Raw genomic sequence first — 16,247 nt, 5'->3', positions numbered from 1 at the left:
GGCATGCTTCATGCGGCTTCGCAAGCCGCCCGTCGGCGAACCGATGTGCTGTCGTGGGCCCTGTCGTCAAAGGCCTGCCGGTCGGGCGGCGTCCGGCTGGCGTCTTGCCGGGGCGCCCATACGGCTTCGCCGCACTCCGGTGACCAGCGAGCGCGCCTTCGTGCCGGCGCCCGTGGGTCCGCCGAAAGGGCATGCATCAGGCCCCGTACGTCACCTTCACCTCCTTGAAGCCGAGGGAGTGGAGCAGGCCTTCGAGCATGCCGGTGGTGTTGGTCTCGGCGCGGGCGGTCAGTTCGCTGTCCTTGGCTGCTTCGCCGATGTGCTTCACCGCCAGTTTCTGCACGGCCTGTTCGCTGTTCGGGTTGTCCGAGAAGAGGTCGCCGAGGCGGTCGAGGAGACCGCGCTCCTTGGAGACGGCGTAGGAGCGGTCGGGGTCGAGGGACGGTTTGCCGAGAGCGGCGTGCGGCAGGCGGAGCGTGGCGGACGTACGGTCGCCGTTGACCGTGACGTCGTCATCTCCGACCTTGCCGAGGTCGACATAGGCGTCCACGGTGCCCGCGCCGACGTACAGCGTGCGGGAGCCGCGGATCGCGTCGGGCAGGAACTTGGCGTCCTTCTCCAGATCCACGACGATCTGGAAGTTGCCGGAGGCGGCGTCGTAGCGGCTCATGTCCTGGATGGACTGGAGCAGTGCGGGACCCGAGCGGTCGTTGGTCTCGGTGCCGAACAGGTCCTTGAGGCCGGGGAGCACGCTGAACCGGATCCCGGCGAAGAAGACGACGAGCACCAGTACGAGGGCGCTCACCACCTTCGCCCAGCCGGGCATGCGCTTGTTGATGCGCTTCGTGGGAGTCGTCATGTCGACGTTCCTCCTTCCCTGCCCTTCGGATACCCCCAAACCCCCGGGAGGACCGGATCGTTGGCCGATTGGCACCTGCGATCCCGGCCGGGACGCTCACGCCCACGGGTGCGCTGCAACGTTTCTGCCGAGGTCAGTAGCATGAGTCCGCCACCCGGAATGATCATTCGAGGAGCGGATCGTGCGAGAGATCGCCGTGTTCAGCGGTAGTGCCCACCCCGAACTCGCGGCGGAGGTCTGCGCGCATCTGGGGGTGCCGCTCAGCCCGAGCCGGGTCAGCCGGTTCGCCAACGACTGCCTGGAGGTGCAACTCCAGGCCAACTGCCGGGAACGGGACGTCTTCCTGATCCAGCCCCTGGTCCGGCCCGTCCAGGAACACCTCGTCGAACTGCTGCTGATGTGCGACGCCGCCCGTGGCGCGTCCGCGCGCCGGATAACCGTCGTGATGCCGCACTATTCCTACGCCCGCTCCGACAAGAAGGACGCACCCCGCATCTCCCTGGGCGGACGGCTCGTCGCCGACCTGATGGTGTCGGCCGGCGCCGGCCGCGTCCTGGCGATGACGCTGCACTCGCCCCAGGTGCACGGCTTCTTCGCGGTGCCGGTCGACCACCTGCACGCGCTGCGCGAACTCGCCGCGCACTTCCGGCAGTACGACCTCTCGCGTACGACGGTCGTCTCACCGGACCTCGGCAACGCGAAGGAGGCCGCCGCGTTCGCGCGGATGATCGGGGCCCAGGTGGCCGCCGGCGCCAAACAGCGGTTCGCGGACGACCGGGTCAGCATCAACTCCGTCATCGGCGAGGTGACCGGTCGGGACGTCATCGTCCTGGACGACGAGATCGCCAAGGGCAGCACGGTGCTCGAACTCCTCGACCGGCTGCGGGAGCTGGGGCCGCGCTCGATCCGCGTCGCCTGTACGCACGGCCTGTTCGCGTCCGGCGCCCTGAAGCGGATCGGCGAGCAGCCCGACGTACTGGAGATCGTGTGCACGAACACCGTGCCGGTGCCGGCGGAGGAGCGCACCGAAAAGCTGCGGATCCTGTCCATCGCCCCGGCGCTCGCCGAGGCCGTGCGTCGCATTCACAACGGGGAGTCCGTCAGCGCCCTGTTCGACGCGCCGGGAACCGAATGACGGGTGCCCTCATAAGGTGCCGGACGTGGCCTCTGGCTGGTTCAGGGCCGCGTCCAGGGTGGGATGCGGGGGCAGCAGCCGCGACAGACCGGTGATTTTCAGGACGCGCAGGGTGAGCGGGTGGGTGCAGACCAGGTGTAACTGCCCGCCGTGGTCGAGCGTCCGGCCGCGGGCCCGGTACAGCAGGCGCAGTCCCGAGCAGTCGAAGAACTCGACCATTCTGAGGTCGATCACGATCCGCGCGTCGGGGTGCGCCGTGACCCGGTCCAGGTACGGGGCGATCTCCACCGCGGCGGCGATGTCGATCTCGCCGCGGAACTCCAGCACCGTGTGCTCGCGGTGCCGATGGACGCGCAGGTGCCGGCTGAACGGCGCAGGTTCCTGCTGCACGACGACATCGCCTCCAACCCGCTCGGGTGCGGCGGGGATGCAGCCCGATTGAGCGCAAATCCGTTCCCCGCACTGCAAGTTACCCTCGATAGAGCGAATCTGAGCATGTTCGATTGACATATGTCTTTGATTTGCGACAGAGGCTTCGCGTGATGTCCGGGGTGTGACTACGACAGTGCGTGCCAGGCCTTGGAGAGTGCCTGGCGGAACTGCTCGGCCTGATGGGCCGTGAGGTCCCGCACCATCTGCTCCTCCAGCTCCCGCACCGGCCCCGCGTGCCGCGCCAGCAGCTCATGCGCGGCGTCGGTGAGCAGGATCAGCAGCTCCCGGCGGTTGTCGGGATTGCGCTCCCGGCGCACCAGCCCGCGGCCCTCCAGAGACCGTACGAGGTCGGCGATCGACTGGGCCGTGACGAAGGAGTCGCGCGCCAGCTGCGCGGCCGACAGTCCGTCGTGGCGTTCCAGGACGGTGAGTGCCGTGTACTGCAGCGCGGTGATCCCGGACGGCTTGACCAGCTCGTCCAGGTGGGAGCGCACGACCAGCTCCACCTGCTTCACCATGTACAGAAGCGAGGGGTGGGCTTTGGCTGCCTGGGTGTCGAGCATGACTTCAGCCTAGAGCATTGACAGGAAACCTGTCTGTATTCAGACTGCGGACAAACAGGAATCCTGTTGGTTGAAATCTTGGCGATGAAGCTGAGGAGTGGGCATGACCACCTTCGAGATCGAACCCGGTCGGCTGTTCATCGGGGGCCGGTGGCGCGAGGCCGCCGACGGAGCGCGCGCCGAGGTGGTCGACCCGTCCCGCGGTGCTGTCGTCACCACCGTGTCGGACGCCGGTGCCGCCGACGTGGACGCGGCCGTGCGTGCCGCGCGGGAGGCCTTCGACGCCGGTGCCTGGTCCCGGCTGAGCGGGCGCGAGCGGGGCCGGGTGCTGCACCGGGTCGCCGAGCTGATCCGGGAGAACGCGGACACCGTCGCCGAGCTGGAGAGCCGCGACGTCGGTAAACCGATCGCACTCGCCCATGCCGTCGACGTCACCAACGCCGCCAACGACTACGAGCACTTCGCGGCCCTCGCCCACTCCCTGGACGGCTCCGTCCGCGACACGCCCATGAACGCCCTCGCCTACGTCCGGCGCCGGCCGATCGGGGTCGTCGCGGCGATCACGCCGTACAACTTCCCCCTGATCCTGGCCGGTTCGAAGCTGGCCCCGGCGCTCGCGGCCGGTAACACGGTGGTGCACAAGCCTGCCGAGGAGACCCCGCTGAGCGCCCTGTACATGGCCGAACTCTTCAAGCGCGCCGGTGTCCCCGACGGCGTCGTCAACGTCGTCACCGGAGGCCCCGCGGCCGGTGAGGCGCTGCTGCGGCACCCTGGAGTGGACAAGGTCGCCTTCACCGGCTCGACCGCGGTCGGCCGCAGGGTCGCGGCCCTCGCCGGTGAGTCCCTCAAGCCCGTGACCATGGAGCTCGGCGGCAACGCGGCCCACCTCGTGTTCGAGGACGCCGACCTGGAGAAAGCCGTCGGGGCGATCATCAAGGGGTTCGTCTTCAACACCGGCCAGTTCTGCATGGGCGGCCCCCGGCTGCTGGTGGCGCGCGCGGTCTACAGCACCCTGCTCGGCATCCTCGCCGACGCCGTGCCCGGCGTTCCGCTGGGCGACCCCCGCAAGCCCGAGACCGTCATCGGCCCGATGGCGGGGGAGCGGCATCTGCGCAAGGTCGAGGAGTACGTCGAGCTGGCCCGCAAGGAAGGCGGCCGCATCGTCTGCGGCGGCGAGCGGCTCGACCTCGACGGCGGCTACTACTACAAGCCCACCGTGATCGCCGATCTGCCGAACGACTCCCGCGTGATCCAGGAGGAGATCTTCGGCCCGGTCCTCACCGTCCAGCCCTTCGACTCCGAGGACGAGGCCGTCGAGCTGGCCAACTCCACACCGTACGGGCTGGCCTCCGGCGTCCAGACCGGCAACCTGGCCCGTGCCCACCGGGTCGCCGACCGGCTCCAGGCCGGCATCGTCTGGGTCAACGACTGGGCGATGCTCGACCCCGCGGTCCCCTTCGGCGGGGTCAAGGATTCCGGATTCGGCCGCGAGTACGGTCCCGAGGCGCTCGACGCCTACACCACGACCAAGTCCGTCGTCGTCTCGCTCGACTGAGCGCCCCCGTCAAGGAGTTCGTACGATGTCCATCCCCACCCGTGCCGCCGTCGTCGAGTCCGGCGGAGCACCCTTCACCCTCTGCGACGTCGAGCTCGACGAGCCCGGACCCCACGAGGCCGTGGTCCGCATGGTGGCGACCGGCCTGTGTCACACGGACCTCGGCGTGGCGAGCGGCGGACTGCCCTTCCCGCTCCCCGGGGTCCTCGGACATGAGGGCGCGGGCGTAGTCGAGGCCGTCGGTCCGGCGGTGACCGGCGTCGCACCGGGCGACCACGTCGTGCTGTCCTTCACCTCGTGCGGTGACTGCCGCAACTGCCGGAGCGGCCACCCGGCGTACTGCGCGACCTGGCTCCCGCTGAACCTGATCGGCGGCCGAAGGGCCGACGGCACCGGCACGATCAGCCGGGGCGGCGAGGAGCTCGGCGGGCACTTCTTCGGCCAGTCGTCCTTCGCCGAGCGGGCGTTGGTGGACCAGCGCAGCCTGGTGAAGGTCGACCCGGAGGTGCCGCTGGCCTCGATCGCCCCGCTCGGCTGCGGGGTGCAGACCGGAGTCGGCGCCGTATGGAATGTGCTGAAGCCGGTCACCGGCAGCACCGTTGTCGTCCTCGGCGCGGGAGCCGTCGGCCTCTCCGCGGTCATGGCTGCCGCCCACACCCCGGCGACCAACATCGTCGCCGTCGACCGGGTCGCCGAACGCCTGTCGCTGGCCCGGGAGTTGGGCGCCACCCACACCGTGAACGCCGCCGAGGCCGGCCTCGGCGAGGCGCTCGCCGGGATCACCGGCGGCCAGGGCGCCGACGGCGTCGTCGAGACCACGGGCAACGTCGGCGTCCTGCGCCAGGGCGTCGACGCGCTCGCCGCCCGCGGCACCCTGGTCGTCGTGGGCGCCCCGCCGTTCGGCACCGAAGTCGCCCTGGACGTCAACGGGTTGCTCGGAGGCAAACAGATCGTCGGCCTCACCCTCGGCGACGCCGAGACGCAGACCTTCATCCCCGCCCTGGTCCGGCTCGTGAAGGAAGGGCGGCTCCCGCTGCACCGCCTGATCAGTACCTATCCGTTCGCGGACATCGATCAGGCGGTGCGGGACATGGGCGCGGGCAAGGCGATCAAGCCCGTGCTGACGTTCTGACCCGGCTGGACCGGCTGGACCGGCTGGACCGGCTGGACCGGCTGGACCGGCTGGACCGGCTGGACCGGCTGGACCGGCTGGACCGGCTCGACCGGCTCCACCGGCTCGACCGGCCGAGCCGACCGATCTGCGTCAGTCGACCGTCAGGACCAGCTTCCCCGTGGTCCGGCCGGTGTCGCCCAGCGCATGCGCCTCGGCGGCATCGGCCAGCGGGAACGTGCCGGCGATCTCGGCGCGCAACTGGCCCTTGTCGACCAGGTCCGCGATCGCCCGCAGGTCGGCGCGGTCGGAGTCGACGAGCATCCGCAGCGCCCGGACGCCGAGCCGCTCGGCCTCCTGGTAGAAGTCGTCCGACCCGACCGGCAGGATCGAGACGACGACGCCGCCAGGGCGCAGCACGCTCAGCGAGCGCACCGATGTCTCACCGCCCAGGGTGTCCAGGACGACGTCCACGTCCTTCGCGGCCTCGGCGAAGTCCGTCTCCCGGTAGTCGATCAGCTCGTCCGCGCCCAGGCCCCGCAGGAACTCGTGCTTGCCCGCGCTCGCCGTGCCGATCACATACGCGCCGCGCGCCTTGGCGATCTGCACGGCCACGTGCCCGACGCCGCCCGCGGCCGCGTGGATCAGTACCCGCTGCCCCGGCTGCACGTCCGCGTACTCGACCAGGGCCTGCCAGGCCGTGAGGGAGACCAGAGGCAGCGCGCCCGCCTGGATGTGGTCGACCGAGGCAGGCTTGTGCGCGAAGACGCGTGCCGGTGCGGTGACGTACTCGGCGTGCGAGCCATGGCCGAACGGGTAGGACAGCATGCCGAAGACCTCGTCGCCGGGCTGGAACCGGACGACGCCGATGCCGACCGCCTCGACCACGCCCGAGACGTCCCAGCCCAGGACGAAGGGCGGCTCGCCCAGGAACCCGCCGTTGTCGCGGTGCTTCCAGTCGGTCGGGTTGAGGCCGGCGGCGCGTACGCGGACCAGTACCTCGTTGGGGCGCGGGGTGGGGCGCTGAACTTCCACTTCCTTCAGGACCTCGGGGCCGCCGAGAACGTCCTGGCTGATGGCTCGCATCGTGTTCACATTGCTCATGGTGAACCAGCCTGCCGGGAGCCGCCGCCTCGGGAAATGGCACGATTGCCAACCTTCGATAGGATCGTGCCATGCATGGTGAGCGGTTCGGTGAGCAGTGTGAGGGTGAGCGACGCGGTGACGGTCGGGTTGAGCGCGTCGTCGTGCTGGCCCTGGACGGCGTCTACCCCTTCGAGCTGGGCATCCCCAGCCGGATCTTCGGCGCGGCCGACGGCCGGTACGAGGTGCTGACCTGCAGTGTCGACGGCGGACCGGTGCGCAGCAACGCCGACTTCACGATCGGCGTGCAGCACGGCCCGGAGATCCTCGCCACCGCCGACACCGTGGTGGTCGCCTCCATGGCCGTCCCGTACATCCCCTGGGAGCTGCCCGCCGAGGTCGCCGGCGCGCTCGCGCGGATCCGCCCGGACGCACGCATCGTGTCGATCTGCACCGCCGCCTTCGTGCTCGCCGCGGCGGGTCTCCTCGACGGCCGCCGGGCCACCACGCACTGGCAGGTGACCGAACCGTTCCGGCGCCGGTACCCGCACGTCGACCTCGACCCGGACGTCCTCTTCGTCCACGACGGCCGGATCCTCACCTCGGCGGGTGCCGCCTCCGGCGTCGACGTCTGCCTGCACATCGTCCGCACCGACCACGGCAGCGAACTGGCCAACGCGGTCGCCCGGCGCTGTGTGGTGCCCCCCTTCCGGGACGGCGGCCAGGCCCAGTACATCGAGCAGCCCGTTCCCGAGAGCGGAGCCGCGAGCACCGCCGCCACCCGATCCTGGGCCCTGGAGCGCCTCGACGAGCCCCTCACTCTGGCCGACCTCGCCGGCCATGCCCGGATGAGTCTGCGCACCTTCGCCCGCCGCTTCAACGACGAGGTCGGCATGAGCCCCGGCCGCTGGCTGATCCAGCAGCGCGTCGCCCGCGCCCGGCACCTGCTGGAGTCCAGCGACCTCTCGGTGGACCGGATCGCCGGCCAGGTCGGCTTCGCCACGGGCGCCTCGCTGCGCCAGCATCTGCACGCCGCGATCGGGGTGTCACCGCAGGCCTATCGCCGCACGTTCCAGACGGCCGCCGCCCGATAGCCTCCCCGCAGCCTCGCCGTCCGCGCGGTGACCGGTTTGGTCAACTGTGCTGGTCAGTAAGGGCATTTGTCGATGTTCGTTCGCTTGGCTGACAGTGACGGAATACTCACGTCCGCCAACCTTCGTGTTTGATCCTTTCGCGTTCAAACCCGATAAGCTCCCGTTCGGCACTGCGAGTTGACCCGGTCGCGATCGGTCAGCTCGCGGTGCGTACTCATGAGTGCGATCGCCCAGCACACCCCCAATGTTCGATCGTCGCCTCGAAGGATGCTGATGGAACTCGCCACTCCGCCCCCGGCGGCGCGGCCCCCTGTCGCCTGGTACAGCTGGTGGCTGATGCCACTGGCTTTAGGAGGTGGGACCGTTGCCGCCACGTTCATGAGCCCGGAGCGAATAACCGCCGGCATCGCCGGTGTGGCCGCCACCACCGCCGGCGCCGTGTGTGTACGGCTCCTGCTGCGCACCCGGACACAACTGCGCCGGTCCGAGGGCGACTTCCGCACCTCGCAGGCCGAGCACTCGCAGCAGTGGCAGCAGCATGTCGCGGGCCTGGAGCGGAAGTACAGCGCCGAGCGCGGCGCCCTGGAGAACCGGCTCGCCGAGCAGTCCGGCGCCTATGAGGCGCAACTGGCCGAGCAGGCCCGCTCCTACGAGGAGCGCCTGGCCCAGGAGAGCGCCTCCTACGAGGAGCGCCTGGCCCAGGAGAGCGCCTCCTACGAGGAGCGGATCGCCGCCCAGGCCAAGTCCTACGAGGCCCAGCTCGCCGACCAGGCCGAGATCTGGCAGGAGCAACTGGCCCACCAGCTCGCCGCAGTCGTCCGGCTTGCCGACGAGCAGCTGCCCGAGGCACTGCGCCAGCTGCGCGAGGGGGCGTCCATCGACGACGTCCTGCCGAGCGTCAACCAGTGCGCGAAGGTCAGCGCCGAGCTGCAGACAAACCTGCGCAAGGTCCTGCGCACGTCGCTGGTCGGCGTCGAGGAGGAGTTCAACCGCTCGACCGCAGCCGAGCACGCCGTCGTCGGCATCGGCAGCCGTATCCACGTCCTGACCAGCAAGCTCCGCGGCCGTCTGCACGACCTCCAGGGCGAGCACGGCCGGCTGCCCGCCGTCGCCCGGGGCCTGATGGAGCTCGACCAGGCGATCGGCCCCGCCGACTGTCTCGCCGCCAGCGTCACCGTCCTCGGCGGCTCCGACCGGCCAGGCAGGCAGTGGCAGGAGCCGCAGCGTCTGCTCAGCGTGGTGCGCGGCGGCATCGGCCGGATCAAGGACTTCCACCGGATCGACGTACGCCACCTGCCCGAACTCGGCGTCGACGGCGGCATGGTGGACCACCTCACGCTGATCTTCGCCCACCTCCTGGACAACGCCGCCCGCTACTCGCCGCCCACCGAGCCGGTCCTCGTCTCCGGCAAGGAGGTCCCGAACGGCGTCGGCATCGAGATCCAGGACTCCGGAAAGGGACTGAGCGAGGAGAAGAAGCGCGAGGCCGAGCACGCTCTCGCGGGCACCGCGCAGGGCGCGGGCCTCGGCGGCATCTCGGAGGACGCGAACATCGGTCTGCGCGTCGTCGGTATCCTCGCCCGCCGGTACGGCATCCGCGTCACCTTCGCGGACTCGCCGTGGCTGGGCACCTCGGTGGTGGTCGTGGTCCCGCACAAGTACTTCAGCCCGCTGCCCGCGGCTGCCTCCGCCACCCCCGCGGCGGCCGCCCCGACGGCGGCGGCCGGCGCCTTTGCACCGGCCCGCGAGCAGGCCGTCGTCGAGACGGCCCCGGCCGACTTCGGCGACGCCGTGGACACCACGCCCGGCGGCCTGCCCCGCCGGCGCAGCAAGCGGAACGAGGAGGCCCGCCACGAGCCGGCCGGGCGTCCGGAGCGGGGGGACGACACGACCTCTGTCGTCGCCGTGCCGCCCGACGCGTCCTTCGCAGGCCTGGCCGCCTTCGCCACCGCGGGCCGCGAGACCGGCGAGGAAGACGGACCGGCCGACGGCGGCGAGTCCACCGAGCCGCACAGCACTGAAGGAAGCGACTAGTCCCCATGACGCAACAGGGAACCGACGTGAGCTGGGCGCTCCGCGACCTGGTGGAGAGCATCCAGGAGATCAACTTCGCCCTGGTGGCCTCCAGCGACGGCAAGGCCATCACCTCCTACGGCGCCGAGGACCCCGACGACGTGGACCGCTTCGCGGCCGTCGTGGCCGGGCTGCAGGCACTGGCCCAGCCGGTCGCCGAGCAGTTCCCCAAGTACGCGGGGCAGCTCAGGCTCGCGATGATCGAGGTCGACGGCGGCCACCTCTTCGTCGTACGGGCCGGAGTGGAGACCTATCTCGGCGTCCTCGCCCGGGAAGGCCTCGACCAGGGCCTGCTCGGCCATCAGATGAGGGACCTGGCGCGCAGGATGGGCGAACTGCTCGGCACCACTCCGCGCCAGGAGGAGCACTCTGGATGAGTGCTCCCCGCCGGCCCACGAACCCGTCCGGTCTCGAGCGCTACTACGTCCTCACCCGGGGCCGTAGCGGACCGGGCGGTTCGGCGTCGAGCCTCGACGTGGCGACCCTCATCGTCTCCCGTACCGCCCCCGCACCGGGGTTGCAGCACGAGCACGAGGAGATCCTCCGGCGCTGCCGCGATCCGCTGTCGGTGGCCGAACTCGGCGCCCATCTCGGATTGCCCTTCAACATTCTCGCGGTGCTGCTGACGGATCTGCTGGAGGCAGGCCACGTCGAAGCCCGTGACCCCATATCGGCACACCACGCCGGCCGCGGGCCCGACCTCGCGCTCCTTGAGGAGGTACTCAGTGGACTTGAAAGGCTTTGACCAGCCGGGCGGGCCCGGTGCCGGGGGCACCCGCTCGGTGAAGGTGATGATCGCCGGCGGCTTCGGCACCGGGAAGACCACCATGGTCCGGTCGGTCAGCGACATCAAGCCGCTCACCACCGAGGAGACGCTCACCCAGGCAAGTGCCGACGTCGACCACCTCATCGGCGTCGCCGACAAGACGGAGACCACCGTCAGCCTGGACTTCGGCAAGATCGGCCTCAACGACAGCCTGACGCTGTACCTGTTCGGCACGCCCGGACAGGAGCGGTTCTGGTTTCTGTGGAACGGGCTGTTCAAGGGCGCGCTCGGCGCGGTCGTCCTGGTCGACACCCGCCGGCTCGCCTCCAGCTTCCGGGCGATCGAGGAGATGGAGCGGCAGGACGTGCCGTTCGTCGTCGCGCTGAACGTCTTCCCCGACTCCAAGGACTATCCGGTCGAGGAGATCAGGGAGGCCCTCGACATCTCCCCGCACACCCCGGTGGTGGCCTGCGACGCCCGCGACCGGGCCTCCAGCCGTGACGTCCTCGTCGCCCTGATACGTCACTTGAAGGAACGCTCCGCCGTCGCCCTGGAGTCCCGATGAACGCCCAGCCGTTAAACGATCCCGACGCGCCCCGCGGTTGCCCCTTCGGTCATGACACCGAGCTCACCCGGCTGTACGGGCCGGAGGCGGCGACCGACCCGCGCGGCATCTACGAGCGGCTGCGCAAGGAGCACGGCTCCGTGGCGCCGGTGCTGCTGGAGGGCGACATCAGCGCCTGGTTGGTACTGGGCTACCGGGACAGCCGGCGGGTGCTCGACAATCCCCTCCAGTTCCCCCGGGACGCGCGGACCTGGCGGGACTGGCGGGAGGGCCGGGTCGCGGACAACTCTCCGCTGGTCCCGATGCTCGCCTGGCGCCCCGACTGCGTGTCCCAGGACGGCGAGGCTCACCGCCGACTGCGCGGTGCCGTCAGCGACGGACTGCAGTCCGCCGCCGACCGCGGTGTCCGGCGCCACGCCACGTACTTCGCCAACAAGCAGATCGACGCGTTCGCGGGCTCCGGCCGCGCCGATCTGGTGGCGGACTACGCCGACTATCTGCCGATGCTCGTGACCGCCCGCATTCTCGGGCTTGCCGAGGCGGAGGGGCGTCGCCTGGTCGAGTCCTGCGCCCAGGTGATGAAGGGCGGCGAGGACGCCGTCACGCACGACGGCGTGATCAGGGAGATCTTCGGTGAACTCGCCGAGCGCAGGCGGTCCGAACCCGGCTCCGACCTCGCCACCGGTCTGCTGGAGCATCACGCGGGCCTCGATCATGACGAGGTCGTGGCCCACCTGCGCGCGGTGCTGATCGCCGCGCACGTCACGACCAACCTGCTGGCGCGGGTGCTGGAGCTGGTGCTGACCGACGCCTCCCGGCTCGCCGGGCTGGTCAGCGGTGAGCTGAACATCTCGGCGCTGGTCGAGGAGGCCATGTGGAACTCTCCGCCGCTGGCCGTCCTGCCGGGGCGTTTCGCCGCCAGCGATGTCGAACTGGGTGGGCACCGCATCGAGGAGGGCGACCTGCTCGTTCTCGGTCTCGCCCCGGGCAACCTCGACCCCGAGGTCCGGCCCGACCCGGGTGTCTCGGTGCAGGGCAACCAGGCGCACCTGGCGTTCGGCTCGGGCCCGCACGAGTGCCCCGGGCAGAACATCGGGATGTCCATCATCGAGGTAGGGGTGGACGTCCTGCTGCACCGTCTGCCGGGCATGCGCCTGGCCGTCCCGCCGGAGGAGCTCACCTCGACCGCGTCCACATGGATGTCCCTGCTGGACAGCCTGCCGGTCGAGTTCGAGGTATAGGCCCAAGGACGCCGCTGCCCGGCCGGGCAGCGGCGTCTGCTCACACGGGGCAGGGCCCGGGCGTCAGCCGTCGAGCCAGTCGCCTGCGAGGTCCGTGGGACGGTATCCCGTGGCGTTCCAGAGGAAATGCGGGTGGGCGCAGCCGAACATGTAGGCGAGCAGCGCGGCGTCCTCCCTCCCGGTCTCAGGGTCGTGCAGCGTGTAGAAGAACTCGGATCCGACTGCGCCGGAGTCCTGTTGGATCTCACGAGCGCGGGCCGTGGACGGCGCGGCGCCGGATGCCTCCACGGCGGCGATGTACGTGCGGCGCAGGATCTCCCATGTGCTGTCGGTGTTGCCGTGCCAGGGGCCGTGCAGTGCTTCGAAAGCGTGCAGCTCGGCGTCGAAGAGGGCCCATGTTCCGGGGGATTGGGCTCGGCAGCGTGCGGACAGCTCGGCGGTCCGGGCGCTCAGGGCCGGTGCGGTGGGCCGCGGGGCGATGGTGAGAGTGGTGCCGTGGGTGAGGATGCCGGTGCATGCGTTGGGCTGCAGGTCGCACAGCGGGCAGTCCTGGGCCGGGGGGAGGCCCTCGGTGATGCCGTCGAACCACAAGGCGTGGCGGCCCGTGAGCCCCAACCAGACGATGGTGCTGGGCATCAGCCAGGTGTTCCACATCTGGGCATGCGCCTCGGGCATGCAGCCGTACTTGACGCTGGCGATGGCGCAGGCAGCGTAGAGGGCCTTGGTGTGGGCGGGCATGTCGGCGAGCCAGAAGTTGCTGATCTCGCCGGTGAGGGCGTCGGCTCGTACGTCGACCATGTCGTCGATGACGCGGCACAGCAGCAGGGAGGCGAGGTGTTCTTCCTGCCAGAGTTCGGTGTCGGGTGAGACGTGCCAGAACAGGCAGTCCATCATCTGCAGCAGTGAGTAGGTGCTCTGGCTGAGCGGGTTGGTCTGGGGGAGTACGACACTGCCCGCGGCGTGCTGTTGGAGCCAGGACTCGTCCACGGATCGCTTGTGGGCTGCGTAGAGTCCGCAGACCAGGGCCCGCGCGGTGTTGGTGCTGAAACTCTCGGCCAAGCGGCCTTCGATGAGTTGGGTGAGGTGCGTGGTGTCTATCGTGTCGATCACGCGTTTGTACTCGTGGAAGAGCAGGATGTCGTCCTCGAAGCGGTGGCGGTAGCCGAGGTCTCGTTCAAGGTCGTTCATCTGCCGGGCCAGGACCCATCCACCGGTCAGGACGCTGTCGAGTTCCCGGTGGTACGGCCAGGTCTTGACGGTGAGGGGACGCCCGGCGCTCTGCCGCCAACCGTAGTCGGCCAGCGTGCGGGCGTGGGGCGTGGGCAGCCGACGGCACAGAGCGCAGGAGCAGGCGGTTGCCTGCTCCTCCTCGCGCGGCGGGGTGAGGGCCCGGCTCCTCCAGGCCCCTTCCAGCATCGTGCACGTCAGCCGGCAGACCTCGACATCAGTGCTGACCTGGGGGAACGCTGCTTCGATCACGCGCAGGCCGGCGTCGAGTCGCCTCAACCTGGCGTACCCCTCCTCGTCGGGCGGGAGGAACGCGCGCGGCGCCGGATTGAGGGCTCCCTTCACATGCAGCGTGGTGCTGGAGCGGGGGGATCCGAGTGCGTCCAGCCGCTGCTGAGCGGCGTTCTGGCTATCTCGGTACTCATCCGTGCACCCGTTGATGTGTTGCCCGAAGAGGTGGGCCAGGGCGTTCTCCGCCTCCGCCGGCTGGAGCTGGGCGCTCGGCTGCGCCGGGAGCAAGCTGTCGGTGGACGTCTCCGGACCGCCGCCCATGACTCGAGATTTCACACCGGTCTCCTTCAAGCTGTGGTCCTGGCAACGGAATCGATCGGCAGCGGTTGTTGGCCGGTCGTGTACGGGGAGCCCGTGAATCCCGCGACGGCCTCGCCGAACAGCCGGACTCACGCGACCGGGAAGCACTCGAACCGGACGTCCTGAGGCACGGGTTTCCTTCCGGGGGACGTGGCGCGAGGTCCCCCCGCCCTGCGGGCGGCCGCACGACCGCCCGCTCATTCGAACTCGCTTTCCCGATACGTAAGTTGAAACGAAAAGCGGTACGAGGCTGCCCCGAGCGTAAATGATCTACGCGTAACCGGACCGTGATCTCCGTTACTGCTCAAGCCTCCTGAGCTGCGTATACTCGCGCGCCCCCGACGTAAGTGACAGCTACACGCGTCTCCGCGATCTCCCCGGCCGGTCCGTCGAACGGGTCGCGGTCCAGGACCACGAGATCCGCCAGCGCTCCTGCGCGAATCCCGCCCGTGTCGTCGAGGTGGTTCACATACGCCGAGCCCGCCGTGTACGCGGTCAATGCCTCGGCGAGTCCGATGCGTTCGCCCGGCAGGAACACCGGCGTGTCGTCGCCGCCCGGTGGCACGTCCGGTGCCAAGCGGTTGACGGCGACATGGATCCCCTGCAGTGGATCGGGGCTGCTCACCGGCCAGTCGCTGCCGGCCGCGAGCCGCGCGCCCGAGCGCAGCAGCGCGCCGAACGGGTACTGCCACGCCGCGCGTTCGGGCCCCAGGAACGGAATCGTCAGCTCGTCCATCTGCGGTTCGTGCGCGGCCCACAGCGGCTGGATGTTCGCCGTGGCTCCGAGCCGGGCGAAGCGCGGTACGTCCGCCGGCTGGACGACCTGGAGATGGGCCAGGTGGGGCCGCGTGTCGCTCGGCCCGTTCGCACCCCGCGCCGCCTCGATCGCGTCCAGCGCGTCGCGTACGGCCCGGTCGCCCAGGGCGTGGAAGTGGCACTGGAATCCCAAAGCGTCCAACTCGGTGACGTACTTGGGCAGTTGTCCGGCGTCGATGAAACTCGTGCCCCGGTTGGCAGTCGCGCAGCCGCACTTGTCGAGGTAGGGCTCCAGCAGCGCCGCCGTTCCGGTTTCGGCGACGCCGTCCAGCATCAGCTTGACGGTGCCGGCGCGAAAGCGGCCATGGCTCAACGCGGCCCTCTTCTCGACCAGTTCGGGAATCTGCTCGGCGCCGCGCTCGCGGTCCCACCACAGTGCCCCGACGACACGGGCGGTGAGCGAGCCGTCCCGCGCGGCCGTCAGATATGCCTGTGACGGGTCGTCCATACCGAGGAAGTCACCGACCAGTGCGTCCTGCCAGGCCGTGATGCCGAGCGCGTGCAGGTGCCGCTGGGCGTGCATCAGGGCCGCCACCCGGTCGGCCGCCGTGGCGGGCGGGGTGAGCCGCCCCACCAGCTGCATCGCCCCCTCCTGGAGTGTGCCGCTCGGCTCGCCGGAGGCGTCCCGGTCGATCCGCCCGTCGGCAGGGTCGGGCGTGTCGCGTGTGATGCCGGCGAGCGCCAGGGCGCGGCTGTTGACCCAGGCGCCGTGATGGTCGCGGTTGGGCAGATAGACCGGCCGGTCGGGCACCACGGTGTCCAGCAGTTCCTTCGTCGGCGTACCGCCCTCGAACGCCTCCATGGACCAGCCGCCGCCGGTGATCCACTCCCGTTCGGGATGTGCGTCCGCATACGCGCGCACCGCGGCGAGGGTCTCGTCCGCCGTCTTCGCCCCGGTCAGGTCGCACTGGGAGAGTTCCAGCCCCGCAGGCACCGGATGCACGTGCGCGTCCTGGAATCCGGGCAGCAGCAGCCGCCCGGCGAGGTCCACCACCTCGGTCCGCGGCCCGGCGAGATCGTGCACCTCCTCCCGCCCCACGGCGGTGATGCGGTCGCCGGTGACGGCCACGGCGGTCGCGGTGCGGCCCTCGGGAGTGAGGACGGGGCCGCCGGTGAAGAGGAGATCTGCGTGCATG

The 16,247-nt window shown here is 70.3% G+C and carries 15 protein-coding genes; 9 read left to right on the top strand and 6 right to left on the bottom strand.

Going from position 1 to position 16,247, the window contains the following annotated elements; genetic code table 11:
* Positions 1-196 precede the first annotated feature (196 nt).
* Positions 197-859 (bottom strand): DUF4230 domain-containing protein, encoded by a 663-nt coding sequence (locus ACFY5C_RS00425; protein ID WP_389438871.1) that lies wholly within the window; start codon positions 857-859, stop codon positions 197-199.
* Between the two features lie 181 nt (positions 860-1,040).
* On the opposite strand from ACFY5C_RS00425, the gene ACFY5C_RS00420 reads away from it, so the two are divergent.
* Positions 1,041-1,994 (top strand): ribose-phosphate diphosphokinase, encoded by a 954-nt coding sequence (locus tag ACFY5C_RS00420; protein ID WP_389438869.1) that lies wholly within the window; start codon positions 1,041-1,043, stop codon positions 1,992-1,994.
* Between the two features lie 9 nt (positions 1,995-2,003).
* Here the strand turns inward: ACFY5C_RS00420 and ACFY5C_RS00415 are convergent, their stop codons facing one another.
* Positions 2,004-2,384 carry an anti-sigma factor antagonist gene (locus ACFY5C_RS00415; protein WP_389438867.1) on the bottom strand — a complete coding sequence of 127 codons (381 nt, stop codon included), beginning with the start codon at positions 2,382-2,384 and terminating at the stop codon, positions 2,004-2,006.
* 167 nt (positions 2,385-2,551) lie between these two features.
* Positions 2,552-2,989: a MarR family winged helix-turn-helix transcriptional regulator gene (locus ACFY5C_RS00410; RefSeq protein ID WP_389438865.1), complete on the bottom strand. Its 438-nt coding sequence runs from the start codon at positions 2,987-2,989 to the stop codon at positions 2,552-2,554.
* A gap of 103 nt (positions 2,990-3,092) precedes the next feature.
* Here ACFY5C_RS00410 and ACFY5C_RS00405 point away from each other — a divergent pair, with 103 nt between their 5' ends.
* Positions 3,093-4,544 (top strand): aldehyde dehydrogenase family protein, encoded by a 1,452-nt coding sequence (locus tag ACFY5C_RS00405; protein ID WP_389438863.1) that lies wholly within the window; start codon positions 3,093-3,095, stop codon positions 4,542-4,544.
* A 25-nt stretch (positions 4,545-4,569) separates the two neighbouring features.
* On the top strand, positions 4,570-5,676 hold the full coding sequence (locus tag ACFY5C_RS00400; protein ID WP_389438861.1) for an NAD(P)-dependent alcohol dehydrogenase: 1,107 nt from the start codon (positions 4,570-4,572) through the stop codon (positions 5,674-5,676).
* Between the two features lie 132 nt (positions 5,677-5,808).
* On the opposite strand, the gene ACFY5C_RS00395 is transcribed toward ACFY5C_RS00400, so the two are convergent.
* Complete coding sequence (locus ACFY5C_RS00395; RefSeq protein WP_389438859.1) at positions 5,809-6,759, bottom strand: NADP-dependent oxidoreductase; 951 nt, start codon at positions 6,757-6,759, stop codon at positions 5,809-5,811.
* A 71-nt stretch (positions 6,760-6,830) separates the two neighbouring features.
* Between ACFY5C_RS00395 and ACFY5C_RS00390 the strand changes: the two genes are divergently transcribed.
* From ACFY5C_RS00390 to ACFY5C_RS00365, 6 genes are all read left to right on the top strand, one after another.
* A complete protein-coding gene (locus ACFY5C_RS00390; RefSeq protein ID WP_389438857.1) occupies positions 6,831-7,832 on the top strand; it encodes a GlxA family transcriptional regulator in 1,002 nt (333 codons plus the stop codon).
* Between the two features lie 273 nt (positions 7,833-8,105).
* On the top strand, positions 8,106-9,866 hold the full coding sequence (locus tag ACFY5C_RS00385) for an ATP-binding protein (RefSeq protein WP_389438855.1): 1,761 nt from the start codon (positions 8,106-8,108) through the stop codon (positions 9,864-9,866).
* 5 nt (positions 9,867-9,871) lie between these two features.
* A complete protein-coding gene (locus ACFY5C_RS00380; RefSeq protein WP_328420191.1) occupies positions 9,872-10,282 on the top strand; it encodes a roadblock/LC7 domain-containing protein in 411 nt (136 codons plus the stop codon).
* Entirely contained in the window at positions 10,279-10,650 is a 372-nt protein-coding gene (locus ACFY5C_RS00375; protein WP_362385710.1) for a DUF742 domain-containing protein, read from the top strand. Before ACFY5C_RS00380 ends, ACFY5C_RS00375 begins: the two co-directional genes overlap by 4 nt.
* Positions 10,631-11,236, top strand: coding sequence for an ATP/GTP-binding protein (locus tag ACFY5C_RS00370; protein WP_389438853.1), 606 nt, complete (start codon positions 10,631-10,633; stop codon positions 11,234-11,236). Before ACFY5C_RS00375 ends, ACFY5C_RS00370 begins: the two co-directional genes overlap by 20 nt.
* Positions 11,233-12,477 carry a cytochrome P450 gene (locus ACFY5C_RS00365; RefSeq protein ID WP_389438851.1) on the top strand — a complete coding sequence of 415 codons (1,245 nt, stop codon included), beginning with the start codon at positions 11,233-11,235 and terminating at the stop codon, positions 12,475-12,477. Before ACFY5C_RS00370 ends, ACFY5C_RS00365 begins: the two co-directional genes overlap by 4 nt.
* A 63-nt stretch (positions 12,478-12,540) precedes the next feature.
* On the opposite strand, the gene ACFY5C_RS00360 is transcribed toward ACFY5C_RS00365, so the two are convergent.
* Both ACFY5C_RS00360 and ACFY5C_RS00355 read right to left on the bottom strand, forming a co-directional pair.
* Complete coding sequence (locus tag ACFY5C_RS00360) at positions 12,541-14,271, bottom strand: hypothetical protein (RefSeq protein WP_389438849.1); 1,731 nt, start codon at positions 14,269-14,271, stop codon at positions 12,541-12,543.
* Between the two features lie 328 nt (positions 14,272-14,599).
* Positions 14,600-16,246, bottom strand: coding sequence for an amidohydrolase (locus ACFY5C_RS00355; RefSeq protein WP_389438847.1), 1,647 nt, complete (start codon positions 16,244-16,246; stop codon positions 14,600-14,602).
* Position 16,247 lies beyond the last annotated feature (1 nt).

The organism is Streptomyces sp. NPDC012935 (genome assembly GCF_042900345.1).
Classification (GTDB): domain Bacteria; phylum Actinomycetota; class Actinomycetes; order Streptomycetales; family Streptomycetaceae; genus Streptomyces.
Note: the sequence above shows the minus strand (reverse complement) of the source record. Positions and strands in the feature narration are given on the sequence as shown.

Coding starts and splice junctions, on each gene's coding strand:
- ACFY5C_RS00425 (WP_389438871.1), bottom strand. CDS start 859: ATGACGACTCCCACGAAGCGCATCAACAAGCGCATGCCCGGCTGGGCG.
- ACFY5C_RS00410 (WP_389438865.1), bottom strand. CDS start 2,989: ATGCTCGACACCCAGGCAGCCAAAGCCCACCCCTCGCTTCTGTACATG.
- ACFY5C_RS00405 (WP_389438863.1), top strand. CDS start 3,093: ATGACCACCTTCGAGATCGAACCCGGTCGGCTGTTCATCGGGGGCCGG.
- ACFY5C_RS00400 (WP_389438861.1), top strand. CDS start 4,570: ATGTCCATCCCCACCCGTGCCGCCGTCGTCGAGTCCGGCGGAGCACCC.
- ACFY5C_RS00395 (WP_389438859.1), bottom strand. CDS start 6,759: ATGAGCAATGTGAACACGATGCGAGCCATCAGCCAGGACGTTCTCGGC.
- ACFY5C_RS00390 (WP_389438857.1), top strand. CDS start 6,831: ATGCATGGTGAGCGGTTCGGTGAGCAGTGTGAGGGTGAGCGACGCGGT.
- ACFY5C_RS00385 (WP_389438855.1), top strand. CDS start 8,106: ATGGAACTCGCCACTCCGCCCCCGGCGGCGCGGCCCCCTGTCGCCTGG.
- ACFY5C_RS00380 (WP_328420191.1), top strand. CDS start 9,872: ATGACGCAACAGGGAACCGACGTGAGCTGGGCGCTCCGCGACCTGGTG.
- ACFY5C_RS00375 (WP_362385710.1), top strand. CDS start 10,279: ATGAGTGCTCCCCGCCGGCCCACGAACCCGTCCGGTCTCGAGCGCTAC.
- ACFY5C_RS00365 (WP_389438851.1), top strand. CDS start 11,233: ATGAACGCCCAGCCGTTAAACGATCCCGACGCGCCCCGCGGTTGCCCC.
- ACFY5C_RS00355 (WP_389438847.1), bottom strand. CDS start 16,246: ATGCACGCAGATCTCCTCTTCACCGGCGGCCCCGTCCTCACTCCCGAG.